Source organism: Novosphingobium sp. (genome assembly GCF_037133355.1).
GTDB lineage: Bacteria > Pseudomonadota > Alphaproteobacteria > Sphingomonadales > Sphingomonadaceae > Novosphingobium.
The window spans coordinates 201,631-224,031 of sequence record NZ_JBAXOI010000002.1 but is presented as its reverse complement, the minus strand read 5'-3'; the positions used below and the strand labels follow the sequence as shown (position 1 = coordinate 224,031).

Annotated in this window: 22 protein-coding genes; 7 read left to right on the top strand and 15 right to left on the bottom strand. The window is 65.3% G+C overall.

What is annotated here, in order from left to right; translation table 11 throughout:
• Window positions 1-122 precede the first annotated feature (122 nt).
• Window positions 123-1,511, bottom strand: a complete 1,389-nt coding sequence (rimO, locus tag WCL10_RS03305; RefSeq protein ID WP_336894199.1) for a 30S ribosomal protein S12 methylthiotransferase RimO — start codon at window positions 1,509-1,511, stop codon at window positions 123-125.
• A gap of 56 nt (window positions 1,512-1,567) precedes the next feature.
• Here rimO and WCL10_RS03300 point away from each other — a divergent pair, with 56 nt between their 5' ends.
• Both WCL10_RS03300 and WCL10_RS03295 read left to right on the top strand, forming a co-directional pair.
• Window positions 1,568-2,068, top strand: coding sequence for a hypothetical protein (locus WCL10_RS03300; RefSeq protein WP_336894198.1), 501 nt, complete (start codon window positions 1,568-1,570; stop codon window positions 2,066-2,068).
• A gap of 16 nt (window positions 2,069-2,084) precedes the next feature.
• Window positions 2,085-2,447: a DUF1761 domain-containing protein gene (locus WCL10_RS03295; protein WP_336894197.1), complete on the top strand. Its 363-nt coding sequence runs from the start codon at window positions 2,085-2,087 to the stop codon at window positions 2,445-2,447.
• Here the strand turns inward: WCL10_RS03295 and WCL10_RS03290 are convergent.
• The 6 genes from WCL10_RS03290 to WCL10_RS03265 form a co-directional block, all read right to left on the bottom strand.
• Window positions 2,437-3,006 carry a M23 family metallopeptidase gene (locus WCL10_RS03290; RefSeq protein WP_336894196.1) on the bottom strand — a complete coding sequence of 190 codons (570 nt, stop codon included), beginning with the start codon at window positions 3,004-3,006 and terminating at the stop codon, window positions 2,437-2,439. The two genes, WCL10_RS03295 and WCL10_RS03290, sit on opposite strands and share 11 nt — an antisense overlap.
• The gene (gene serS / locus WCL10_RS03285; RefSeq protein WP_336894195.1) at window positions 3,006-4,286 is read right to left on the bottom strand and encodes a serine--tRNA ligase; all 1,281 of its coding nucleotides are present in this window, start codon (window positions 4,284-4,286) and stop codon (window positions 3,006-3,008) included. The genes WCL10_RS03290 and serS overlap by 1 nt, the downstream gene beginning before the upstream one ends.
• Window positions 4,287-4,337: 51 nt before the next feature.
• Window positions 4,338-4,517 (bottom strand): DUF2892 domain-containing protein, encoded by a 180-nt coding sequence (locus WCL10_RS03280; RefSeq protein WP_336894194.1) that lies wholly within the window; start codon window positions 4,515-4,517, stop codon window positions 4,338-4,340.
• A 272-nt stretch (window positions 4,518-4,789) separates the two neighbouring features.
• On the bottom strand, window positions 4,790-5,308 hold the full coding sequence (locus WCL10_RS03275; RefSeq protein ID WP_336894193.1) for a nuclear transport factor 2 family protein: 519 nt from the start codon (window positions 5,306-5,308) through the stop codon (window positions 4,790-4,792).
• Window positions 5,305-5,706: an antibiotic biosynthesis monooxygenase family protein gene (locus WCL10_RS03270; RefSeq protein WP_336894192.1), complete on the bottom strand. Its 402-nt coding sequence runs from the start codon at window positions 5,704-5,706 to the stop codon at window positions 5,305-5,307. Before WCL10_RS03270 ends, WCL10_RS03275 begins: the two co-directional genes overlap by 4 nt.
• On the bottom strand, window positions 5,703-7,025 hold the full coding sequence (locus WCL10_RS03265) for a cytochrome P450 (RefSeq protein WP_336894191.1): 1,323 nt from the start codon (window positions 7,023-7,025) through the stop codon (window positions 5,703-5,705). Before WCL10_RS03265 ends, WCL10_RS03270 begins: the two co-directional genes overlap by 4 nt.
• A 116-nt stretch (window positions 7,026-7,141) precedes the next feature.
• On the opposite strand from WCL10_RS03265, the gene WCL10_RS03260 reads away from it, so the two are divergent.
• Window positions 7,142-7,729, top strand: coding sequence for a carboxymuconolactone decarboxylase family protein (locus WCL10_RS03260; protein WP_336894190.1), 588 nt, complete (start codon window positions 7,142-7,144; stop codon window positions 7,727-7,729).
• On the top strand, window positions 7,726-9,000 hold the full coding sequence (locus tag WCL10_RS03255; RefSeq protein WP_336894189.1) for a cytochrome P450: 1,275 nt from the start codon (window positions 7,726-7,728) through the stop codon (window positions 8,998-9,000). Before WCL10_RS03260 ends, WCL10_RS03255 begins: the two co-directional genes overlap by 4 nt.
• A gap of 171 nt (window positions 9,001-9,171) precedes the next feature.
• Here WCL10_RS03255 and WCL10_RS03250 read toward each other — a convergent pair whose 3' ends face one another.
• The 5 genes from WCL10_RS03250 to WCL10_RS03230 form a co-directional block, all read right to left on the bottom strand.
• Window positions 9,172-10,176 (bottom strand): IS30 family transposase, encoded by a 1,005-nt coding sequence (locus WCL10_RS03250; RefSeq protein WP_336894188.1) that lies wholly within the window; start codon window positions 10,174-10,176, stop codon window positions 9,172-9,174.
• A 160-nt stretch (window positions 10,177-10,336) separates the two neighbouring features.
• Complete coding sequence (locus WCL10_RS03245; RefSeq protein WP_336894187.1) at window positions 10,337-12,226, bottom strand: PQQ-binding-like beta-propeller repeat protein; 1,890 nt, start codon at window positions 12,224-12,226, stop codon at window positions 10,337-10,339.
• 14 nt (window positions 12,227-12,240) lie between these two features.
• Window positions 12,241-12,537 (bottom strand): antibiotic biosynthesis monooxygenase, encoded by a 297-nt coding sequence (locus WCL10_RS03240; protein WP_336894186.1) that lies wholly within the window; start codon window positions 12,535-12,537, stop codon window positions 12,241-12,243.
• Window positions 12,538-12,541: 4 nt separating this feature from the next.
• Window positions 12,542-12,844, bottom strand: coding sequence for an antibiotic biosynthesis monooxygenase (locus WCL10_RS03235; protein WP_336894185.1), 303 nt, complete (start codon window positions 12,842-12,844; stop codon window positions 12,542-12,544).
• Between the two features lie 19 nt (window positions 12,845-12,863).
• Window positions 12,864-13,421 carry a nuclear transport factor 2 family protein gene (locus tag WCL10_RS03230; protein ID WP_336894184.1) on the bottom strand — a complete coding sequence of 186 codons (558 nt, stop codon included), beginning with the start codon at window positions 13,419-13,421 and terminating at the stop codon, window positions 12,864-12,866.
• A gap of 323 nt (window positions 13,422-13,744) precedes the next feature.
• On the opposite strand from WCL10_RS03230, the gene WCL10_RS03225 reads away from it, so the two are divergent.
• Complete coding sequence (locus WCL10_RS03225; protein WP_336894183.1) at window positions 13,745-16,237, top strand: TonB-dependent receptor; 2,493 nt, start codon at window positions 13,745-13,747, stop codon at window positions 16,235-16,237.
• 102 nt (window positions 16,238-16,339) lie between these two features.
• Window positions 16,340-17,683: an aromatic ring-hydroxylating dioxygenase subunit alpha gene (locus WCL10_RS03220; RefSeq protein WP_336894182.1), complete on the top strand. Its 1,344-nt coding sequence runs from the start codon at window positions 16,340-16,342 to the stop codon at window positions 17,681-17,683.
• A gap of 142 nt (window positions 17,684-17,825) precedes the next feature.
• Here the strand turns inward: WCL10_RS03220 and WCL10_RS03215 are convergent, their stop codons facing one another.
• From WCL10_RS03215 to WCL10_RS03205, 3 genes are all read right to left on the bottom strand, one after another.
• The gene (locus WCL10_RS03215) at window positions 17,826-18,584 is read right to left on the bottom strand and encodes a glucose 1-dehydrogenase (RefSeq protein WP_336894181.1); all 759 of its coding nucleotides are present in this window, start codon (window positions 18,582-18,584) and stop codon (window positions 17,826-17,828) included.
• A gap of 40 nt (window positions 18,585-18,624) precedes the next feature.
• A complete protein-coding gene (locus WCL10_RS03210; RefSeq protein WP_336894180.1) occupies window positions 18,625-19,545 on the bottom strand; it encodes an SDR family oxidoreductase in 921 nt (306 codons plus the stop codon).
• A gap of 165 nt (window positions 19,546-19,710) precedes the next feature.
• Window positions 19,711-20,370 (bottom strand): TetR/AcrR family transcriptional regulator, encoded by a 660-nt coding sequence (locus WCL10_RS03205; protein WP_336894179.1) that lies wholly within the window; start codon window positions 20,368-20,370, stop codon window positions 19,711-19,713.
• Window positions 20,371-20,674: 304 nt separating this feature from the next.
• On the opposite strand from WCL10_RS03205, the gene WCL10_RS03200 reads away from it, so the two are divergent.
• Entirely contained in the window at window positions 20,675-22,327 is a 1,653-nt protein-coding gene (locus WCL10_RS03200; protein WP_336894178.1) for a class I adenylate-forming enzyme family protein, read from the top strand.
• Window positions 22,328-22,401: the final 74 nt, after the last annotated feature.

Sequence of the window (22,401 nt, the reverse complement as noted above, 5' to 3'; positions counted from 1 at the left end):
ATCGGCTGGGCCGATGCCACCTCCCCATTTGTGCTGCGCAAAAATGGGGAGGATCAGCGTGGGGCTTGGTTGGCGGCACCACCCCCAACCCCCTCTTCTGAAGAGGAGGGGGCTATTTGGGGTCAGGGCTGGGTGATGACGCCGTACAGGTCGTGCGCGTCGGCGTCTTCCACCAGCACGTCGGCGAAGTCTCCGGCCTTCAGATCGGCGGGTACGTTTCGCAAGTAGACGGCGCCGTCGATTTCCGGGGCGTCGGCCTGGCTGCGGGCGGTGGCGCCCACGTCTCCGTCTTCGTCGGGTTCGCCGACTTCGTCGATGATCACGCGGACGGTGCGGCCGACTTTGGCGGCGAGCTTGGCGGCGCTGATGGCCTCGGTCTTCGCCATGATCCGGGCGTAGCGTTCTTCCTTGACCGCCTCCGGCACGGGATTGGGCAGATCGTTGGCGGCGGCGCCGGCCACGGGTTCGAAGCGGAAGGCGCCGACGCGGTCGAGCTGGGCTTCGTCGAGCCAGTCGAGGAGGTACTGGAAGTCCGCCTCGGTCTCACCGGGGAAGCCGACGACGAAGCTGGAGCGCACGGCGATATCCGGGCAGATGGCGCGCCAGGCCTTGAGGCGTTTGAGCACCTTGGCCTCGTTGGCGGGGCGCTTCATGGCGCGCAGCACATTGGGGCTGGCGTGCTGGAACGGAATATCGAGGTAGGGCGTCAGCAGCCCCTCTGCCATCAGCGGGATCACCGCATCGACGTGGGGGTAGGGGTAGACGTAGTGGAGGCGCACCCACGGCGTCTGCCCGTCCGGTGTGCGCAGCTGGCCGAGTTCGCGGGCGAGGTCGGTCATGTGGGTGCGGACGGGATGGCCCTTCCACTGGCGTTCTTCGTGGCGCACGTCGACGCCGTAGGCCGAGGTATCCTGGCTGATGACGAGGAGTTCGCGCGTTCCCGCTGCCACCAGCTTTTCGGCCTCGCGCAGCACGGCATCGATGCGGCGGCTGGCGAGTTTGCCGCGCAAGGATGGGATGATGCAGAAGGCGCAGGCGTGGTTGCAGCCTTCGGAAATCTTGAGGTAGCTGTAGTGGCGCGGGGTGAGCTTGACGTCGCCGGGGTCCGCTTGCGGGATGAGGTCCACATAGGGGCCCATCGAGGGCGGCGCGGCTTCGTGGACGGCCTCGACTACCGCTTCGTACTGGTGCGCGCCGGTGACGGCGAGGACGCTGGGGAAGCGCGCGCGGATCACCTCGGCTTCATTGCCCATGCACCCGGTCACAATCACGCGGCCGTTTTCGGCGATGGCTTCGCCGATCGCGGCGAGGCTTTCCTCCTTGGCGCTATCAAGGAAGCCGCAGGTGTTGACGAGCACGACATCGGCCCCGGCATAGTCCGCGCTCATGGCATAGCCATCGGCGCGCAGGCGGGTGAGGATGCGTTCGCTGTCGACGAGCGCCTTGGGGCAGCCGAGGCTGACCATGCCGACCTTGGGGGCTTCCGGCAGGATGATGGGAATTGTGGCCATGGCGGCGGCGCTTACACGCAATTGGCCGGGTCGTCACCACGCGCTATGGGCCAGCGATGATCATTCGTATCACCAAGGGCAGCGGTGAGGACCATGTCGCGATTGTGCGAGCCGATGGGTCGCGGACCGAGACGCGCTTTCCCTGGAAGGGGCCGGTGCCGCATGATGCGGTGCATGTGATCGTCGAGCGCGAGCTGGGGCTGGCCGGTGCCTTCTGGGGCATGGTGGCGGACGGTCGGCACCCGGAGGACATTCAGGCGCGCGCCAAGGCGGGCGGGCATGCCAGCGCGAGCCGGGCGGGGGTGCCCGATGCGGGGGTTGTCGAGCTGCTGCAGGCCGAGCGGCTGGTCGAATGCTACGAGGCCCTTTTGTGGGGTGGCGGCGGCACGCTGGACGATGTCCTGGCCATGGCGGAACCGTCTTGCGCGGCCAGCCATGTCGCCTGTCCGGCCATCGGCGCGGCGCAGCACGAAGCGATCGTGGTGGCGGTTGCGGCCCTTGCGGACGACTGGCGCGCTGCCCCGCGTGGGGCTACGCGGGAATGGTTATGGCCGTGACGGAAAGGCGTTTGGCATGGGTCCGGTAAACTGGCTGGCTGTGGTTGTGGCGGCGCTGGCGGCGCTGGCATTTGGCGTCGGCGCGCAGGGGCCGGCGGCGCGCAAGCCCGCACAGGTGCTGCTGGCGGGGGCGCTGTTGCTGATCACCGCCGCGATGATGGGGCATATGTTCGCCCGTGTCGGCGCGGTGACCTTGGCGGTGAAGCCGTGGCTCTATTTCATGATGTCGGGCGGACTGGCCTTGGCGTTCGTTGCGCCCGCACTGGCGATCGGCGAGGCGCGGAGCGGAGCTTCTGCGGGCAAGGTGCTGGGCGGCGCGGTGTTCTGGATCGCCAGTTACCTCCTGATGGGCCTCGTGTTCTTCCTGTTCAAAGCCTGATCGGCAGATACAGCGCCGGATTGCGGGGGGCGGTGCCCTTGCGCAGTTCGAAATGGAGGCCGGGCCGCCGGGCCTCCCCGCTCTTGCCGATCCGGGCAATGACCTGCCGGGCGGAGACCTTCTGGCCCTCCGTGACCTTGACCTGCCCGAGATAGGCATAGGCCGTAACCCACCCGCCGCCGTGCTCGATCACGATCAGCTGGCCGAAGCGCTCCGGCTCGGTCCCGGCAAAGACCACCTTGCCCGCCGCTGCGGCATGGACAGTCATCCCGGCGAAGGCGGCCAGATCGATCCCGTTGTTGGCAAGGCCCTTGACCTGTGCGCCAAACCGGCTGGTGACTGCGCCCGATGTCGGCCAGGCAAGGCGCGGAGCACCAGCCTCGCGCTTGGCGGGCGGCTTCGCGGGTAGCGCTGCCGGCTTGCGGGGCGCAGGCTTTTGGGTCGGGACTTTGCGGCTGGGCGTATCTGACTGCGGGAGCAGGTTTTCCGGCCGCCCCTGCGCGGCGATGCCGCTCCCCGGCAGGAGCAGCAGCGCCGCAGCCAGCCAGAGCCTCCGCATCAGCCGAGCGGGGAGAGGCGGGTCACGCCGCCCATGTAGGGCTTCAGCACCTCGGGCACGTCCACCGTGCCATCGCCCTGCTGGTAATTCTCCAGCACCGCGACGAGCGTACGGCCGACCGCCAGACCCGAGCCGTTGAGCGTGTGGACAAATTCGGTCCCCTTCGCGCCTTCCGGCCGATACCGCGCATTCATCCGCCGCGCCTGGAAATCGCCGCAGTTGGAGCACGAGGAAATCTCGCGGTAGGCGCCTTGTCCGGGCAGCCACACTTCGAGATCGTAGGTCCGCCGCGCGGTGAAACCCATGTCGCCCGCGCAGAGCAGCATCTTGCGATAGGGCAGATCGAGCGCCTGCAGGATCGATTCGGCCGCCTCGGTCATGCGCTCGTGCTCGGCCTCGGAGTCCTCGGGCCGGGTGATCGAGACAAGCTCGACTTTCTCGAACTGATGCTGGCGGATGAACCCGCGCGTATCGCGCCCGGCGGCGCCCGCTTCGGAGCGAAAGCAGGGGGTGAGCGCGGTCATGCGCATGGGGAGAGCGGCGTCGGGCAGGATCTGGCCGAGGACGGAGTTAGTGAGGCTGACTTCGGCGGTGGGGATGAGCCAGCGGCCGTCGGTCGTCTTGAACAGGTCTTCGGCGAACTTGGGCAGTTGACCGGTGCCGAAGGCGGCTTCGTCCTTCACCATGAGCGGCGGATTGCATTCGGTATAGCCGTTCTCGCCGGTCTGCCGGTCGAGCATGAACTGCGCGAGCGCGCGGTGGAGCCGCGCCATGGGGCCGCGCAGGAACGTGAAGCGCGCGCCTGCAATCAGCGCGCCGGTCTCGAAATCGAGGCCAAGCGGCGGGCCGAGATCGGCGTGCTCGATGGGCTGGAAATCGAAGGCGCGCGGCGTGCCCCAGCGGCTCACTTCGACGTTGCCGGCCTCATCCTCGCCTTCCGGTACATCGGCGGCGGGGAGGTTGGGAAGTGCGGCCAGCGCGGCGTTGAGCTCGGCGGTGAGGCGGCGCTCGTCTTCCTCCAGCGCGGGGAGCGCGGTCTTGAGCTCGGCAACTTCGGCCCTGAGCGCTTCGGCCGCATCCTTGTCGCCCTTGCCCATGGCGGCACCGATGGCTTTGGAGGCCTCGTTGCGGCGCGCTTGCGCCTCCTGCATCCGCGTGGCGACATCGCGCCTCGTGGTATCCAGACCAAGGATCGCCGCCGATTGCGGGGCGACGCCGCGGCGGGCGAGGGCGGTGTCGAACCCTTCCGGGTTCTCGCGGATCAGGCGGATGTCGTGCATGGCCCGCGCGCTATGCCGTCTGGCAGCGCGCGGGGCAAGTGCCGGGCAAGCTCAGGTGTGCAGGCCGAGCACGCTGTAGAGCGGGCACACGCCGACGATGGCGGTCAAAAATGGCACGATTGCCACCAGCGCCAGCGCGGGATGCCCGGTGATCAGGCTGAAGACGATGATCATCGCGGCCAGCGCGAGGCGGATCACGCTGTCGGCTTCGCCGATATTGCTCTTGAACATGGGATTGGTCCTCCACTGGGGCTTGGTGTGGAGGCCTTATGGGTGCGCTTTGAGCGCGGTGCATTGATACGGATCAAGTGGGGACACTGGCGTGCTACCCCGACCTTCGTCATCCCCGCGCAGGCGGGGATCCAGGGCGAGGTGGCGCTGTGGCCGCTCTGGGTCCCCGCCTTCGCGGGGATGACGAGGGGGGATTAAGGGGGCGCGGGGATGATGAAGATGGGGAGCGGGCAGAGGGCAGAGGGCAGAGGGCAGAGGGCAGAGGGCAGAGGTTACAGGTCGCGGTACCGTGGGTGGCCCGACTGCAGGATATCGAGGATCGGCAGCGGGAATGCGGAGGCGGGATCGAACACCGGCTGATCGGGCAGGGGGTGCGACCAGTCGAGAATATAGTCGCGCCGGGAAATGCGCCATTCGCCGCCGCGCTTCTCGAAGCCGTCGAGATAGCGCCCGCCATAGAGCGCGCCGGCATAGTTCCCCGCTTCGCTCTGCCGCACGCCGGCGGCCATGCCGTAGGTCTCGACTTCGGCATTGGCGGCATCGACGAAGCGGATCGCGGGCGCGTTGAGGAAGTGCCAGCGCCGCGCGCTCTGCTTCTCGATAGCCATGACGACGGGCAGGAAATCGGCCGCATTGCCCTTGAAGAAGCCGTAGTCGATTGCGGCGTCGGGCCAGTAGCAGCTGGCCTGCCCCGCCTCGTCGAGCCAGTCCAGCGTGCGCGAATAGCGCGCCAGCACATCGATGATCGCGTCCTTGGCAAGCAGCTCGTCAAGCGAGGTCGCGCCGCTCATGCCCGGCCGCTCCACCAGGCCGGGATGGTGAGAGGGAAGCGCTCCTGAGCGGTCGTGAGGTCCGCATCCGCGTCGGCAGGCAGCGGCGTGTCGACGGTGGGAACCAGGCCACCGCCCGCGCCCTTGACCGGGTCGACATACTCGAGCCGGATGTCTTCAAGCACCGCCCCGAAATCGTGGCCTTCGTGGTGCGGCGACATCTGGTGGCGGTGGAAGGTGGCCTTGTCGTCGAACGAGAGCAGGCAATAGTAGAGGTTGGGCGCCTCGCCCTTCCAGTACTCGTAGCGCTTGACGCCGGTCTCGGTGGTCCAGGTCTGGTGGGCCATATCTGCCATGATCTCTTCCCACTGCGCCTCGGCGCCGGGCTTGATGCGGATATGCGCGAGCAGGGTGGTCATGCTGTGGTCTCCCGTTGGAAGGTGCAATGAAGCGCGAGCGTGCCGAGCATGATGCCCGGCTGGTGGAGGAAGGTGTTGCCGGGGGCGTAGTCGAGCGCGGCGAGCCGGTCGCATAGGCGGTTCCAGGCGATGGTCTGTTCGAGCCGCGAGAGGCCGGTGCCGGGGCAGACGCGCGGGCCTGCCGAGAACGCGAGGTGTCGGGTGACGGCTGCGCGGTCGAGCTTGAGGTCGAGCGGGTCCTCGAATTCGTCCGGGTCGATATTGGCCGCACCCCACCGAAGATGCAGCGTCGATCCGGCGGGGACCTGAACGCCCTGGAACACCTCGTCCTGCGAGGTGATCCGGGTGGAGAGGCCCTGCGTGGGCGAGCGCAGGCGCATGCCTTCCTCGATGAAACTGCGGATCAGTGCGCGGTCGGCCTTGATCTGGCCAAACAGGCCGGGGCGCTCGATCAGGAGCTGGGCCTGCTCGACCAGCGCGTACTGCGTGGTTTCCAGTCCGCCGATGACCATGGCGTAGACAATCCCGTCGATCTCCTCGTCCGTCAGCTTGCGGTCCAGCGCCTCGTAATGGACCTGTGTGAGGTAGCTGATCATGTCCTCGCCGGGATTGGCGCGGCGGCGGCGGACATGCGTCCCGACATAATCGGAGAAGCCCGCCAGAAGGCGGAACTTCTCGGCAGACTGTTCGGGTGTGAGCACGTTGTTGTGCCCGCAGCCGTGGACATACGACATGACCTGCGCGTTGCCCCAGATCTCGAGGTCCTTCACGTCTTCCAGCGGAAAGCCGAGTACGCTGGCCATGGTGCGCTGGGGCAGGGGGCGCGCAAAATCTGCGACGAAATCGAAGCTCTCGCCCGCGATCCACGCGTCGATCAACGTATCGACATGGCCGGTGATCATAGCCTCGTGCCGCTTGGCGCCGGGGCCGACCCACGGATCGGTGAGCTGCTGGCGGTGGGCGCGCCACAGTTCGGGATTGGGGCGCAGCGAGGCGATCGATTTCACCATGGCATCGATATCGGGCATGGCACGGACCGAAGCCGGGTCCTGCGCCCGCGCGGCGAGGAGCAGCGAAAGCGTCGGCGGATACCGCTCCCAATCGCGGACCACCCGGGCAATGTCTTCGTACTTGGAGAGAATGAACGCGTCGCGGTCTGCCGTCAGGCCCTCGCCGGGAAGGCGCAGCACCGGCGCTTCGGCGTGGAGGATCGCATAGGCTTCGTACCAATGCTCCGCCGCGCCGGGTGCGAAAAGGTCGACATCCGCCAGCGCGTGCGGACACGGCATCGGGCTCAGCTCGTGATTGGCGTGGCGCATGGCCTCTCTCCCCTGGCTTTATTCAAATCGCCAGTTGTTGTTGGGGGCATGGTGCATGACCAATGCGGAGCCTGCCATGCTCACTTTTGGCAGCGCCTGACGGAAGGGACTGCCCAATGACCCGCGTCGCCAAGATTGCCCCCGAGGACTGGGATCCGCGCCTGCGCGCCGCACTGCGGCCCGAAGACCGGACCGAGATCGAGCAAGGCATGATCCGATTCCTCGCCCACTGCCCCGATCAGGTGCTGGGCATGATGCAGTTTGCCGGGGCGCTGAAGGTCCATCGGCAACTGCCGGAGAAGCTGGTCGAACTGGTGCGCCTGCGCGTCGCCTTCTTCAACCAGTGCCGCAGTTGCATGGCGATCCGCTATACCGACGCGCTGGAAGACGGCGTGACCGAAGACCTCGTGTGCTCGCTCGAGCGGCCGCAGGAGGCGGAGAACCTCACGCCCGCCGAGAAAGCAGCGATCCGTTTCGGCGAGGCCTTCGCAACCGACCATCTGCGCATCGACGAGGCGATGTACGCTTCGCTTCGCGAGCATTTCAGCGAATCCGAGATTGTCGAACTCGGCATGACCTGCGCATTCTTCGTGGGCTTCGGCCGGTTGGCGGCGACGCTCCACATGGTCGAGGAACTGCCCGATGCCTTCCGGCGCGAGGGTGTGGTCGCGCCCTGGGGTGAGGAACGGGTGGTCGTGCGATGAGCGATGGCGCGCAGGAGCTGGGCGTCAACCTGTTCGACCCGGCAGTGCAGCAGTGCCCTTATGATGCCTATCGCACGCTCAGGGATCAGGCGCCGGCCTATCGGCAGCCGGGCACAAATATCTATGTGGTCACCCGTTATGAGGATGTGCGGCGGGTGCTGCTGGATACCGAAAATTTCCCGAGCAGCCCAAAGACCGCCGGGCTTCAGACTCTGTCGGCCAGCGTCGAGCGGCAGAAGAAGGTCGTCGCGCGGTTTCAAGAGCGCGGCTGGCTGCCCGAACCAACCCTGAGCGGGCGCGACGATCCGAACCACAAGCAGATGCGCGCCATGTTCAACGAGGCGTTCAAGCCCAGCCGGATCAAGGAGATCGATCCGCTGGTGGAAACACTGGCTTACGAGCTGATCGACGGCTTCGTGGCGGATGGGCGCTGCGAATGGGTCAGCCAGTTCTGCGTGCCGCTGCCGCTCTACATCATCGGCGAGCAGATGGGCGCACGCCGCGAGGACATGTGGAAGATCAAGCGGTGGACTGACGCCTTCTTCAAGCGCATCTCGATGATGCTGCCCGAGGAAGACGAGATCGAGATGGTCGATCGCGAAATCGAGGCGCAGCATTATTTCCAGCCGATCTTCGAACGACTGCGCGCCAGCCCGGACGATTCGCTGATCAGCGTGCTGGTCAACACCGTGATCGAGGGCTGGGGGCGCCCGCTCAATGACAACGAGCTCCACGCCGAGATGATGGCCGATACCTTTGTCGGCGGCAGCGAGACGACGACGAATGCTCTGGCAGCGGGGATGAAGCTGCTGATCGAGAACAAGGATGTCTGGCACAAGCTCAGGTCCGATCCCGAGCGCTACATGAAGACCTTCGTCGAGGAAGTGGTGCGCCTCGAATCCCCGGTGCAGAGCCTGATGCGCTTCTGCGCGCACGATACCGATCTGGATGGTGCGGTGATCCCCAAGGGGGCGCTGGTGAACGTGCGCTTTGCCGCCGCCAACCGCGACGAGCGCGTGTTCGAATGCCCCGAGAAGCTCGATCTCGACCGGCCCAAGGCGGGGTCGCACATGGGCTTTGGTTCGGGCACACACCACTGCCTCGGCGCGCCGCTCGCCCGGCGGGAGCTCGCCTGGGGTTTCCAGGCGGTGGTCGACCGGTTCGAGGACATGCACTTCGCGGACGGAGCGAACGACTTTTCGGTCCATCCGCACTTCCTCCTGCGCAGCTTGAAGGCGCTGCACATCGAGTTCGAGGCGAAGAAGGGGTAGCCCTCAGGCCATCGTCATTGCGAGAAGCGAAGCGACGAAGCAATCCAGAGCGTTAGTGCATGTTGCTCTGGATTGCTTCGCTGCGCTCGCAATGACGAAATGGGGGCGACGAAGCCCGGCGGGTGGTTCCACCCAGTCACTCGTCATCCCCGCGAAGGCGGGGAGATGGAGTCACGTTTGAAGTGCAATGGCTGATTTGAGGGCGGAGAATGCCTCGAAGGGGGTTATGAAGCCAAGGCATTTTCTGGGTGTGTGGTTGAGGCGATCGGCGTTTGCCGCGATGTTGGCCTGATCGATGGTATCGAGGTTTGTTTTGCGAGGGAGGCCTCTTCGCAGCCGTCCGATGGCGTTTTCGACGGCGCCCTTTTGCCAGGGGCTATGGGGATCGCAGAAGAATGTTTCGACACCGAGAGTATCGTGCAGTCGATGGTGCTCGGCGAACTCTGTGCCGTTGTCGAAGCTGATCGTTCGCAGCAGGGCGGAGGGCAGATCGACGAGGTTTTGTGTGATGGTCCTTGCGGTCAACGCAGCTTTCCGGTCGGCAGGATGGCTGACGAGTGTGAAGCGCGTCTGGCGTTCGTGAAGAACGAGCAGGTTTTGCCCGTACTTGGCGAACAACATGAAGTCGGCTTCCCAATGTCCCGCCTGGTTGCGGTCTTCGGCTTCAGCAGGCCGTTCCGAGAGCGGACGGCGCAACTTGATGAAACTGGCCGCACTTCCTCCTTGTCGTCCCGGACGACCGCGTTTGTGCTTGGCGCGCGGCAGCAAGCGGTGCCAGTAATCCTTCTGGCCGGTGCGGTGATAGATGTACCGATAGATTGACTCGTGGCTGATAACGGTGTGACCGTCTTCGAGCGCCAGTCGGCCGGCGATCTGCTCGGGGGAGTGTCCCATCGCAAGGTGCTCTCCAACGCGTTTGCGCAGGTCCGGCTGGCGTACCAGCTTGAAGCGCGCATCCCAACGCCTTCGGCGCCTCGCCAATTCATGGGCACGAACTGGCTTGTAACCGCCCGGCCAGCTTTTGGTGCGCTTGCCGTTGCGTCTCAATTCCCGACTGATCGTCGAACCTAACCGCCCAAGCGCGGAGGCAATTCCGGTTTGAGATATACCGCCTGCATGCAGGCGGTATATCTCAACGCGCTCATCAAGGCTGAGCTGGCCATAGCTTTTTCCCATCGCGGCAACACCTTCCCACGGTATTGCACTTGTGTCGTGAACTCACGGAACCCAGAGCGGCCACAGCGCTACCTCGCACTGGATCCCCGCCTTCGCGGGGATGACGAAGGGTGGGTTACGGATTGACGGTAGTGGGGGGCGAATGACGAAGTGGCCCCCCTTACTTCGCCACCTCGAACACCAACAGCGCGTTGCCGGGCATATGGCTGTACATGCCATAGCCCGAGTTCACGAAGACCTTGCCCTTCCACACCGCCGCGCCGGGGCCGCTCATGCTGCCGCCCTGCGCCATCCGGTCATCGATCCCCTTGACCGGCTGGGTCGTATCGTACTGCCAGAGCACCGCGCCGGAACCGGCATCGTAGGCGCGTAGCATGCCGTCGAGGTGGCCGCCGAAGACCACGCCGGGGATGCTGGTGACCGCGGCCGAAATGCCGGGATCGCAGAACTTGTGGCCGGCGCAGTTGTCCTGCGCGCGGGCCTGCCAGATCACGTTGCCAGTGGCGGCATCGAGTGCGTGGAGCCCGGCGCCGCGAATGGCTGGATCATAGAGGCGGGCGTCGCCGGTATCGGCCATGTCGTTGATGGGGACGAAGACGTGGCTCCCTTCGGCGGCCATGCCGAAGTGGACGCCGCCCTGTGTGCCGCCGTGGCCGAGGCGGGTCATCCACTTGACCTTGCCGCTGTCGGGATCGAGGCCCCAGGCCTGACCCGATTTCTGGCCGATGACGAGCATCTTGTTACCCGTGCCGGTATCGATGAGAAGCGGGGAGGCGGCGACGTCGTAGTCCGGGCCGCCTTCCTTGGGGCACGAGCCGAGGCCCATCATGCAGCCGACGTTCCAGGCATCGCCCAGCGTGAGCTGGGTGTGCCAGACGCGCGCGCCGGTCTTTGCGTCGACCGCGAAGACCGCGTCGGAGCCGTCGTCGGCGGGGCTCGAGTAGTTCTCGCCCGAACCGAAATAGACGCGGTTCGTGGCGGCGTCATACGTCGGGCTGTTCCACACCGGGGCGCCTGAGGGGCCGAGGATCGGGGTGCCGTCGGCGGTCTTGCCTTGCGGCACGGGCTGGCCCGCTGTCCAGGCGCCCCACTTCTCGGCACCGGTCTCGGGATCGACCGCGACGACCGAGCCGCGGAAGGTGCAGCACGGATAGGCAGGATTGCCAGCCTGCACGACCTCGAGTGAGGACACGGGCACATAGAGCAGCCCGCCGCCGAGCGTCGGCGTGCCGGTGATCGTGGCGTCGGCGTGGTCGCTCATCTTGCTCGCCCAGAGCTCCTTGCCGGTCATGGCATCGAGCGCATGGACCTTGCCGAGGAGATCGCCGAAATAGAGGCGCTTGGTGGCGGCATCGGTGACGATTGCGGTGCGCACTTCGGCACTGAGGCGCGTGGTCCACTTGGTGCAGCCGCTATCGGGATCCATGGCATAGATCGTGCCATCCTGGCTGCCGACAAAAAGCGTGCCCCAGCCGATCGTGGGCTGTGAGCGGATATGCGTCGCCGCAGGATAGGCGAAGGCCCACTTGAGTTTCAGCTTGGGCACGTCGGCCTTGGCGAGGCCCGCGATCCCCGCGGGAATGAAGCGGCGGTTGTCATGGCCCCAGCCAATTTCCGCCGGCACGTCGGTCATGTCGAACTTCGCAGCAGCGCCCTTGCAGCGCGGCGGCGGGGCCGGGCGCTGGTAGGAGGCATAGGGCGTGCGGGTGAGGTATTCGGCGACCTGGATCTTTTCCGCCGGGCTCAGGCTCGCGGCCTGCTGGCGCATCACGCCGGTGGTCATCGCCGCGACGATGGCATCGGGCGCAAGCATGGCAAGGAAGCCGGGCGAGGGCGCCTTGGGCACACCGCCGAGGTGGCACATCGCGCAGGCCTTCTCGAACAGCGATCGGCCCGGTGCGGTTTCCGGATCGATGCGCGGCCCTGCGCGGGTATTCATCTCCTCGGTCGACTTGATGCGCTGCTGCGGCGGCGCGGCATTCAGCCCCGCGGCGAGTGCGAGCGCGGCGAGCCCCGAGAGCACGGCGAGACGACCGGATTTGAACAGCATGGCGTGTGGGCCCTTCAATCGAGCGAGCGGTAAAATGAAATCTGCATGTCCTCGGCGAGGCACGCGAGGACCGGCGGCACCAGCCGGTCATGGAAATCGATATGCATGTGCGTCTCGAACGCGGCATCGTCCTTGAAGGTCGCCACGCACTGGAACAGGTCCGGGTCCTCCTCGGATTGGAACAGTTCATAGACGAGTGCGCCCGGCTCATTTGCGAAAACCAGCTTCTTGAGCTCGGTCTGGAGCGCAATCAGCTCGTCGCGCTTCTCCGGGCGGGTGCGCAACTGCGCGATGAAACTCTTGGAGGTCATTGGTTCAGCCTTCGGCAGCAGGTTCGAGATCGAAAAGCAGCTCGCGCGAGTAGGAGCCGTCCATGCAGGCGATCATGCGTTCGATCAGTGGCTGGTTGTGGGGATAGGCCATATGCGCCTGATCTGCTTCCTCGTCGGTGAACCGTTCGTAGACCGCGAACATGCCCGGTTCCGCAAGCCGGTAGAACTGATAGGCCAAGGTGCCCGGCTCGCCCGGGGCAAGCGCTTCCATGGCTTTGGCGAGATCGATGAATTCGGCTTCCTTGTCGGCGCGGATGCGGAAGCGGGAGAGGAAGGAAAAGGGCATCGGCGTGTCTTTCTGGGCGCTAGTCCCGCTGGCTGCTGGCGTAGGCGGCCCAGTCCGCCAGCTTTTCGGGATAGTCGGCGGGCATGGGCTGGGCGTAGGCGTGGTTGCGGTCGGGCCGGGCGAGTATTCCGGGATAGGCCTCGACCGGCACGTAGTAGAGGAAGCCGATGACCCGCTCGGCGAACTTCCAGCCGTGTGGGGTCAGGCGGTAGCGGTCGTCGTAGCGGATCGCGGCGACCATCATGCGGCCGTGGCGCATCAGTTCGGCATGGCCCGAGACGCGGCCGGTGGCATTCGCGGCATCCACGAAATCGATCTGCACATCGTGCATCACATGGTGGCCAGGGCCGAGCACGGCAAAGCGGCCTGCGAACTGGGTCATGATCGCATCGACGCCTTCGGCGTGCATCACCCCGTCGTGCGAGCGCAGCACCGCATCATCGGCAAATAGCGCCCGCACTGCGGGGATGCGGCGATCATCGATATCGAAGGAGTAGCGCGCGATGAGCTGGCGAATCTGCGATTCGGCTTCAAGCCGAGCGATGCGCGCTTCCAGATCGGCCCCAGGGTTGGCCATGCCGATATGCTCTCTCCCGCGGCGCGCTTGGTGCGTGCCTGCTTGACGGCATGATAGCCCGGCGGCGAGTGAAAACAATCATGAATGTTTGGGGTGACCCGCTGACTTATGCCGCCTAGTCTCGCCGGTATGCGCGCCAAGGGAAAGCTCGACTGACATTCCCCGAGGCGGGCGCCTTCAAGGGCTGCGGCGGCTTTGCAACAGGCTTTGGAAGCTTCGCCGGAGTCGGCTAAAAAAACATACATGTCTGCTTGCAAAACCCGACGCCCGGGTTATCCTTTGGGCGAACTCGCAGCTACATGCGGGACTTGAGGAGTATGGGGATGGAACTGAGGGACCTTCGCTGGTCGGCGGCATTCGGGGCGATTGCTGCGGCGATGATGGCGACACCGGCATTGGCGAATGACGAGCCGCAGGCTGGCCAGGCCCAGGCTGCTCAGACGCAGTCGAGCGCGGAGGAGATGGCGAGCGATCGGCTTGGCGATATCGTCGTGACCGCCACCCGGCGCAATTCCAACCTCCAGCGCACCCCGGTCGCGGTGTCTGCGGTCGATGCCTCGCTGATCCGTCAGTCGAGCCCGCGCGATATCGGCGATCTCGCTGCCTTCGTGCCCAACTTCTCGGCCAACACGATCACCAACTTCAACGCGGCCTCGTTCGCGATGCGCGGTGTGGGCCAGACCTCGATCATCGTCTACTTCGAGCCGCCGGTCGCGGTGCTGGTCGACGACTTCGTCGTGCCTTCGGTGCAGACCCAGCTGCTCGACACGTTCGACGTGGCGCAGGTCGAAGTGCTGCGCGGCCCGCAGGGCACGCTGTTCGGCAAGAACACCACCGGCGGCGCGGTGACGGTGAAGACCAAGCGCCCCGAGCTCGGCGTTGTCGGCATCGACGGCCGCGGCGAGATCGGCTCGTTCGGCACGCGCAAGCTGCAGCTGGCCGCCAACATTCCGATCTTCGACAATATGGCGCTGCGCGTCGTAGCGGGGGCCGAGACCTCGGACGGCTATTACAAGAACGGCGCCTGCTATGGCCCGGTGGTCAGCTTCGTGCCGAGCAACTACTCGGGCGTCTCGGGCTGTCTCGACGGCCGGACGGCCGGCGGCAAGGACGTGACCACGCTGCGCGGCAAGCTGCTGTGGCAGCCCACCAGCCGCCTCAGCATCCTGGCGCAGTATGAGTATCTGCGCGACCGCTCGGAGACGGTGCCCTCGGTCAACGAGAACTACGTCTACAAGGGCACAACGCCGTTCCTCACCGATATTCTCGGCACCATCCGCCAGAACCCGGCGAGCAGCGATCCGCTCGACAACGCGGCAGTTTCGTTCCGTCAGGACGGCCTGATCAAGATGAAGAACGGCCAGCGGATTTCGGTCGACGGCTTCTATCTCAACGCCGACTACGACTTCGACTTCGGCAAGCTGACCTCGGTCACCGGCTGGCGCCGCCAGCTCTCGCGCATCCCGAACTCCTACGCCGGCGCTGCGCCGATCGGCAAGGATGGCACGCCGCTTTCGTTCTTCGATGCGACGCGCGACGACAATCGCAAGACCTTCCAGCAGGAACTGCGCTTCGCCACCAACACCGGCACGGCGTTCGATGCGGTGATCGGCGGGTTCTACCAGCGCGAGACGGTGGACTTCTGCGTGGCGCAGATCCTCGGCTTCCTTGATCTTACCGCCGGGCCGCTGCCCTTCGGCAATTGGAACGATACGCCCTACATCCTGTGCAACGCGCAGCGTTCCAACTCGAAGGCGGTCTTCGCCGAAGGCACCTACAAGATCACGCCAGAGCTCTCGCTGACCGGCGGCATGCGCTATACCTGGGAAGACAAGACCTGGTATGGCCGCAATCAGGCGTTCATTCCGCAGCTGAACGGCGGTTTCGATCCCTCGATCAAGGTCAACGAAGCGCTGGACGCGAGCGTGTTCAAGTTCCCGGCCAACGTCGTGACGGTGAACAACAAGTCGAACAAGCCGACCTGGCGCATCACGCTCGGCTATCAGGCGACGCCTGACATCTACGCCTACGTGAACTATTCGCGCGGCTTCAAGGCGGGCGGGTTCAACGACCAGATTGGCGGATTTGCGGCTTTCGCGAGCGACCTCAACGCGTTCCGCGAAGCGGCGCGTGCCACACGTCCGGAAACTGCCGACTCATTCGAGGCAGGTGTTAAGACCGAGCTGTGGGATCACCGCCTGCGCTTCAACCTCACCGGCTTCTACGTGAAGTACAAGGATCTCCAGAAGCAGCTCAACGTGCCGATCGTGGTCAACGGCAATCCGAACCAGGTGACCCTCTTCGTCAACGCGGCAAGCGCCACGGTGAAGGGTATCGAGGCGGAAGCCACCGCTCGCCTGTTCAAGGGCTTCACCCTGCGCGGCGTGCTGGGCTACCAGAACGGCAAGTACAACCAGTACACAGCGGCCGGTGCGGGCTACAACCTCGCCGACGCGCCTCTGGACCGTGCACCCGAGTGGCAGTGGACGATCGACGGCGCCTATGAGGTGCCGCTCGGCTCGAACTACAAGATCATCGCGAATGCCTCGGCCGCCTACACGGCCAAGAACCTCAATACCCAGTCGATCACCGATATCGCGGGCAACACGTTCCTCAACAGCCGCACGCTGGTGAACGCGTCGCTCACGCTCTCGCAGATCGACGACAAGTACTACATCAAGGCGATCGGCCGGAACCTGACCGACGAGCGCTACCGGATCGCCTCGCAGAACGTGGCGGGCCTGTGGCTCAACTCGAACTTCGGCGCCCCGCGGTACTTCGGCCTCGAAGTCGGTGTGAAGTTCCGCAATCACTGATCGCCAGCGACCGGCCCATTGTGACCGGCAAGACCAACGCCTGTGGGCCGCCCGTGCAAGGTTTTGCGCGCGGGCGGCCCACAATCATCTTGGGGTAAGACGATGAACGCTTTGGATCTCTGGGACATTCACACCGGCAAGCGCTTTCCCTTCGACGCCCGCGCGCCGCGTATCGAGAACGGCACCGGTCGCCCCGCACCGGACCGCTATGTCGATCCGGCCTATGCCGCCGCCGAATGGGACAAGGTCTTCGCGAAGAGCTGGCTGCTGGCCGGCCCGCTGTCCGACATCCCCGAACCCGGCGACTTCATGAAGTTCGATATCGGACCGGAAAGCTTCATCGTGGTGCGCGACGACGACGGTTCGGTGCGCGCGCACTACAACGTCTGCCCGCATCGGGGCAGCCAGCTCGTGACCGCCGATCTCGGATCTGTGGACAGCTTCACATGCCCCTTCCACTCGTGGAAGTTCTCGCTTGATGGGAAAAGCGTCGAAATCACCGATGCCGAGACCTTCCGCCCCGAAGTGCTCTGCCATGGTACCGACCTTACCTCGGTGCGCTGCGAAGTGGCGGCGGGTTTCGTGTTCATTGCGATGGACCCCGAGATCAAGCCGCTGGCCGAGTTCCTCGGGCCAATCCTGCCGCACCTCGAACTCTACGAAATCGACCAGATGTACGTTGTCCAGCATCGTCGTTCCGACTGGGGCGCGAACTGGAAAGGCGGCGTTGATGCCTTCGCCGAGATCTATCACCTCCACGCCGTGCACCCGCAGACCCAGTGCCTGATGGACGACCGCACGCAGATCGACCTCTGGCCGGGCGGCCTCAGCCGTCAGTTTGTGCCCTTCGCCCAGCCGAGCCCGCGCTTTCCCGATCAGGAAAGTGTCAACCCCGGCATCCAGATGATGCTGCGCGATGCCGGGATCGATCCCGAAACCTACGAGGGCACTGCGCGTGACACGCGCACCGCTGTCCAGCAGGCCAAGCGCCAGCGCTCGGATGAACTGGGCCTGCGCTACGAGCGGTTCAGCGACAGCCAGCTTTCGGATTCGGTGGTCTATTCGGTGTTTCCCAACGTCCAGATCGGTTGCCACCCCGAAGCAGTGTTCCTCCACCGCTTCATCCCCCACGCCAGTGATCCGAACCAGTTCACCTACGACACCATCATCCTCTACCGCCATGTCGACGCGCCGGGATATTCGGCCCCGGCCTGGATGGGCATGGGCGCGGACGTGGACCTGTCGGGCCGTACCCGCCCCGAGGTGATCCACACGAGGCTGGGCGAACCGCCGTGCCTTGGCGAAGTGCTCGACCAGGACAGCGACCTGCTGCCGATCGTGCAGAGGGGCGCCCGCTCGCGCGGGTTCAGGGGCCCGTTGTGGAGCGAGCAGGAAGGCCGGCTGCGGCACTTCCATGCCGAGCTGGACCGGATGATGGGGGCCTGATCTCCTCGCCGCCGGTGTGTGCGGCTCTGGATCCCCGCCTGCGCGGGGATGACGAGGTTCAGCCTTTCGTCATCCCCGTCCCACCCTTCGTCATTCCCGCGCAGGCGGGAATCCAGAGCGCCAGCCGCAGCGCCTGCGGCCCTCAGAACGGGCGGATCGTCAGTCCGTTGTCGATCACCAGCTCCGCGCCGGTGATGTAGCGGCTTTCATCGCTCGCCAGAAACACGACCAGCGCGGCGACATCCTTCGGATGACCTGGCGAACCGTGCGGCAGTACCCCCTCGGGAATGTCCTTGGCCTCGCCCGGGCGGCCCTCGGCCTGCTGGACCATCGGCGTCTCGATCGCGCCGGGGTGGATCGAGTTGCAGCGGATCTTGTAGCCCTTGACCTGCGCCATGACCGCGACCGACTTGCTCATCGAACGGACTGCGCCCTTGGCTGCGGAGTAGGCGAAGAAGATCGGATAGCCGAGCAGCGCGCCGACCGACGACATGTTGATGATCGAGCCGCCACCGCTCTTGTTCATCAGCGGGATCGCGTGCTTCATGCCGAGGAACACGCCGTCGATCATGATAGAATTGACCCAGCGGAATTTGTCGAGGCTGGTGTCCTCGACATCGGCGTTGAGCACTACACCAGCGTTGTTCACCAGCACGTGGAGGCCGCCGAAGCGCTGCTCGATCGCGGCATAAGTCGCGACCCATTGCGCTTCGTCGGCAACATCAAGGGCCATCGCCACAGCATCCCCGCCGATGCGGTCCGCCACGGCCTGCGCGGCGGCGAGGTTCACATCGGTGACGATCACCTTGGCGCCTTCGGCTGCGAGCGCCTCGCAGTCTGCCGCACCCAATCCCGAACCGCCGCCGGTGACCAGCGCCACCTTGCCTTCAAGCCGTCCCATCCCTGTTCTCCCTGCTGTGGTGTCGAAAATCCGGCCGCGCTCAGGCGGCGCCGTCTTCGGAGAAATAATCGGGCATTCCGGCTGGCCAGATCACGCCCCACTGCGCCTGTCCGCCGTCGATGATCATGAGGTCGCCATTGATGAACCGGCCAGCGGGGCTGGCAAGGTAGGCGATGGCCTCCGCCACATCCCAGGCATTGCCGCGCATCTTCAGCGGGTTGGCCTTGTGGAAGCGGGCAAGCGCTTCCTCCGGATACATGCGGAAGCCTTCGGTCTCGATCACGCCGGGGCCGATGCAGTTGACGCGGATATTGTGCTGCGCCCATTCGGTGGCGACTGTTTTCGAAAGGTAGATCACGCCGGCGCGCGCCGCGCAGGTGTGTGCAGCCTGCGGCATGCCGCGCTCGACATTGGCGACGATGTTGATGACATGGCCGGGCTTGCCATCTGCGCGCCAGCGCTTGGCGGCTTCCTGCATCATCCACCAGGTGCCGTTGAGATTGGTGTCGATCACCGCGAGCCAGCCCTTGCGGCTGAAATCGATCGCGTCCTGCGGGAACTGGCCGCCGGCATTGTTGACCAGCGTGTCGAGCCCGCCGAAATGATCGTGGACCGCACCGATCAACCCCTCGACCGCTTCGGGATCGCGGATATTGGCTTCATGGCACAGTATTTCGCGGCCGGTTTCCTCGCGGATCAACGCGGCTGTGGCGTCGAGCTTTTCGCGCGTGCGGCCGCAGATCGCAACATTGGCGCCGAGGCGCGCGGCGAGGAAGGCGGCGGCCTTGCCCATGCCGCTGCCTGCGCCTGAGATCAGTATGGTGTGGCCGGCAAGCAGGTCTTCGCGGAACACGCTTTGCTGCGCGCGCAACGCCTCTTCATCAAGCCCGCGCTTGGGCCGGCCGGGATCGCCGGGTTCTGGGCGGAAGATGCGCGGGGCTTGCATGTTCGGCGCGTTCAACGGTTCGTCCCTCAGGAAGTCGGTTGAGATGTGCTAGAACATAGCTCGGAAAAAACAAACAGGTTTGATTTTGATTCGCGTTCCCGCGCCTTGATTTGCGCAAGGCGCGCCGGGGTTTGTTACCTCCAATGACCGCCGGGAAAAGCGCCCGTGATGGTGGGCGAGTCAGCCTTGCTGCGCGGGCGCGAGCGCGCGGATCTGGGCTTCGAGATGGCGCAGCATCGGCTCGACCTGAGCCGGCTCCATCCCGCCCGTCTGCAGCGAGATCGCCATGCCTTCGAGGATCGTCTGCGAGAGCGTCATGGCCAGCGCAAAGTTGCGCGAACCCAGCCATTCGGGAAAAAGCTGCTCGGCCTGCGCATTGAACTTGGAGCGAAATTCGTCCTGCAACGGCGAGAGGATCGAGGCGAGATCGGCATCGGTGCGCGCGGCGACGGCGAGTTCGTGGAACGCGATGAACGCCGGCTTCTGCAGTTGGCGCCAGTAGGTTTCGACGAGGTCGGTTACCTCATGCTCGGGTCGGTCGGCAGCGCGCCGGAACGCACGCAGGCGCTTTTCGTGAAGCTCGGTTATCGCGGCCTTGATCAGCGCCGAACCGTTCTCGAAATGGTGGACCATGGCACCGCGCGATAGGCCAGCCTCTTCGGCCACCTTGGGCGTAGTGGTGTTGGCATAGCCGTACTTCACGAGGCACCGCACCGTCGCGTCGATCAGCCGCGCACGGGTCTGTGCTGCCTTGGCAGCCTGCAATGTGCGCGCGCGATCGGCCACCGGGCGGGCGGGCCGTGGTGCGGGCCGTGCCGCCCGCGTACGAGAAAGAGCCATGCTAAAACTGCCCAAACCGAAAGCACGCCGGGCCCGGCGTACTGTTTCCCAACCCATAATGCGTTTTCAGCACTGGTAAAACCGCCGTTGCCACCGGTCCGGGGACAAGTGCCGGCGTACCTGTGCAAGCGGTGGGTTTGCCCCAGCGTGAAAGCGCATTCGATCGAACGTCCAGGACCTGCCGGCCGCCCTTGGGGACAAGGTAGCGGATCGTCAGGAAAAAGACAGATATGATTGTCTTTTTCGGTGCAGGGTGTATCCATTTCCCAAGAGCAATAATGGGCCCCGCCGGGGCAGGGGATGCATGAACAACGGACAGCCGCCGGCCAGCGGGCCGATCCTCACCATGGGCGCGATGATCCGCGGTTCCGCGCAGGCCTTCGGGGAGCGCGAGGCGCTGGTCTTTCCCGACCGGCGCATTTCGTACGCCGATCTTGATGCCGCCGCGCGCCGCTGGGCCGCTGCGCTGATCGCGATTGGCTTGCAGCCGGGCCAGCACGTCGGCCTGTTCATGCCGACGTGCCCCGCGTTCATCGAGGCGTTTTACGGCATTACGATGGCCGGCGCGGTCGCGGTGCCGATCAATGCGCGCTACCAGTCGCATGAACTGGCCTATCTGGTGCGCGATGCCGATCTTGTTGTGCTGGTGACGGCGGGGAAGGTGGCCGAAGGGCTCGACTACCGCGACCGCGTGCGAGCGGCGCTGCCTTCGCTGGCTGAAGCGGATGCCGTGCGGGGGCTGAGCCTCGATGAAGCGCCGATGCTGCACACGATCATCTCGCTCGATCCTGACGGCGCGGACGCCATGCTGCCGGTCGACGAGGCGCTGGCCTTGGGCGAGGGCACGGAAGCGGAGCTGATCGACCGGCGGATCGACGATGTCGAGCCCGAAGACATCGCGATGATCCTCTACACCAGCGGGACGACGGCCAACCCAAAGGGCGCGCTGATCTCGCACCGGGCGCAAGTGGGCAACAGCCGCAATCTCGGCAAACGCTACCTGTGCACCGCGGACGACAAGGTCTGGTCGCCGCTGCCGATCTTCCACATTGCCGGCATCCTGCCGATGACGATGATCCTCGATCTGGGCGGGGTCTACATGACCGTGCCGCATTTCGAGGCCGGGCAGGCGCTGGCGATGCTGGGCGCGGAGGGGGCGACGATTGCGTACCCCAGCTTTGTTACGATCATGCAGGACCTGATCAACCACCCGACCTTCAAGACCACCGATCTCTCGCGCCTTCGGGTCATGAACTCGAACTTCGCGGTGCAGCCCGCGTGGATCAAGGACGCGGTTGTCGCCGCCATGCCGCATACGATCCAGGTGGGGACCTATGGCCTGACCGAGGCAGCGGGCACGGTTTCGACGAGCCGGCTCGATGACAGCTTCGATGTGCGTACCGGGCGCTGCGGCTTCCCGCTCGAGGATTGGGAAATGCGCATCGTCGATCCCGAAACCGGGCGGGATTGCGGCACGGACGAGCGCGGCGAGATCGTGCTGCGCGGTCCGCATATGCTCAAGGGCTATTACAACGCGCCGGAAAAGACCGCCGAGGCGATCCGCGATGGCTGGTTTTATACTGGCGACATCGGCACCGTGGACGCGGGCGGCAACGTGATGTTCCATGGCCGGACCAAGGACATGCTCAAGGTCGGCGGCGAGAATGTTGCCGCTGCCGAGATCGAGTCCATGCTGCAGACTCATCCGGCGGTAAAGCTGGCGCAAGTCGTGGGCATTCCCGATGACCGCTACGTCGAAGTGGCGGCGGCGTTCGTTGAGCTGGCGGACGGTTCGCAAGCGAGCGAGGCGGAACTGATCGCGCACTGCAAGGGCAAGCTGGCAGGCTTCAAGATACCGCGCCATGTGCGGGTGGTGAGCGAGTGGCCGATGTCGACCTCGAAGATCCAGAAATTCAAGCTGCGCGGCGAGCTGATCGAGGAACTTGGGCTGGGGTGAGCGTGGCGCTCGGCCGTTCTGGATCCCAGCCTGCGCGGGGATGACGAGGGTGGATATACCTCATCAAACACTTC

Bases quoted from the DNA above. Each gene is read 5' to 3' on its own strand.
- WCL10_RS03240 (WP_336894186.1), bottom strand. From the start codon at position 12,537: ATGACCTCCAAGAGTTTCATCGCGCAGTTGCGCACCCGCCCGGAGAAG.
- serS (WP_336894195.1), bottom strand. From the start codon at position 4,286: ATGCACGACATCCGCCTGATCCGCGAGAACCCGGAAGGGTTCGACACC.
- WCL10_RS03230 (WP_336894184.1), bottom strand. From the start codon at position 13,421: ATGGCCAACCCTGGGGCCGATCTGGAAGCGCGCATCGCTCGGCTTGAA.
- rimO (WP_336894199.1), bottom strand. From the start codon at position 1,511: ATGGCCACAATTCCCATCATCCTGCCGGAAGCCCCCAAGGTCGGCATG.
- WCL10_RS03225 (WP_336894183.1), top strand. From the start codon at position 13,745: ATGGAACTGAGGGACCTTCGCTGGTCGGCGGCATTCGGGGCGATTGCT.
- WCL10_RS03280 (WP_336894194.1), bottom strand. From the start codon at position 4,517: ATGTTCAAGAGCAATATCGGCGAAGCCGACAGCGTGATCCGCCTCGCG.
- WCL10_RS03235 (WP_336894185.1), bottom strand. From the start codon at position 12,844: ATGCCCTTTTCCTTCCTCTCCCGCTTCCGCATCCGCGCCGACAAGGAA.
- WCL10_RS03290 (WP_336894196.1), bottom strand. From the start codon at position 3,006: ATGCGGAGGCTCTGGCTGGCTGCGGCGCTGCTGCTCCTGCCGGGGAGC.
- WCL10_RS03275 (WP_336894193.1), bottom strand. From the start codon at position 5,308: ATGAGCGGCGCGACCTCGCTTGACGAGCTGCTTGCCAAGGACGCGATC.
- WCL10_RS03270 (WP_336894192.1), bottom strand. From the start codon at position 5,706: ATGACCACCCTGCTCGCGCATATCCGCATCAAGCCCGGCGCCGAGGCG.
- WCL10_RS03200 (WP_336894178.1), top strand. From the start codon at position 20,675: ATGAACAACGGACAGCCGCCGGCCAGCGGGCCGATCCTCACCATGGGC.
- WCL10_RS03255 (WP_336894189.1), top strand. From the start codon at position 7,726: ATGAGCGATGGCGCGCAGGAGCTGGGCGTCAACCTGTTCGACCCGGCA.
- WCL10_RS03250 (WP_336894188.1), bottom strand. From the start codon at position 10,176: ATGGGAAAAAGCTATGGCCAGCTCAGCCTTGATGAGCGCGTTGAGATA.
- WCL10_RS03220 (WP_336894182.1), top strand. From the start codon at position 16,340: ATGAACGCTTTGGATCTCTGGGACATTCACACCGGCAAGCGCTTTCCC.
- WCL10_RS03300 (WP_336894198.1), top strand. From the start codon at position 1,568: ATGATCATTCGTATCACCAAGGGCAGCGGTGAGGACCATGTCGCGATT.
- WCL10_RS03265 (WP_336894191.1), bottom strand. From the start codon at position 7,025: ATGCGCCACGCCAATCACGAGCTGAGCCCGATGCCGTGTCCGCACGCG.
- WCL10_RS03295 (WP_336894197.1), top strand. From the start codon at position 2,085: ATGGGTCCGGTAAACTGGCTGGCTGTGGTTGTGGCGGCGCTGGCGGCG.
- WCL10_RS03215 (WP_336894181.1), bottom strand. From the start codon at position 18,584: ATGGGACGGCTTGAAGGCAAGGTGGCGCTGGTCACCGGCGGCGGTTCG.
- WCL10_RS03260 (WP_336894190.1), top strand. From the start codon at position 7,142: ATGACCCGCGTCGCCAAGATTGCCCCCGAGGACTGGGATCCGCGCCTG.
- WCL10_RS03205 (WP_336894179.1), bottom strand. From the start codon at position 20,370: ATGGCTCTTTCTCGTACGCGGGCGGCACGGCCCGCACCACGGCCCGCC.
- WCL10_RS03245 (WP_336894187.1), bottom strand. From the start codon at position 12,226: ATGCTGTTCAAATCCGGTCGTCTCGCCGTGCTCTCGGGGCTCGCCGCG.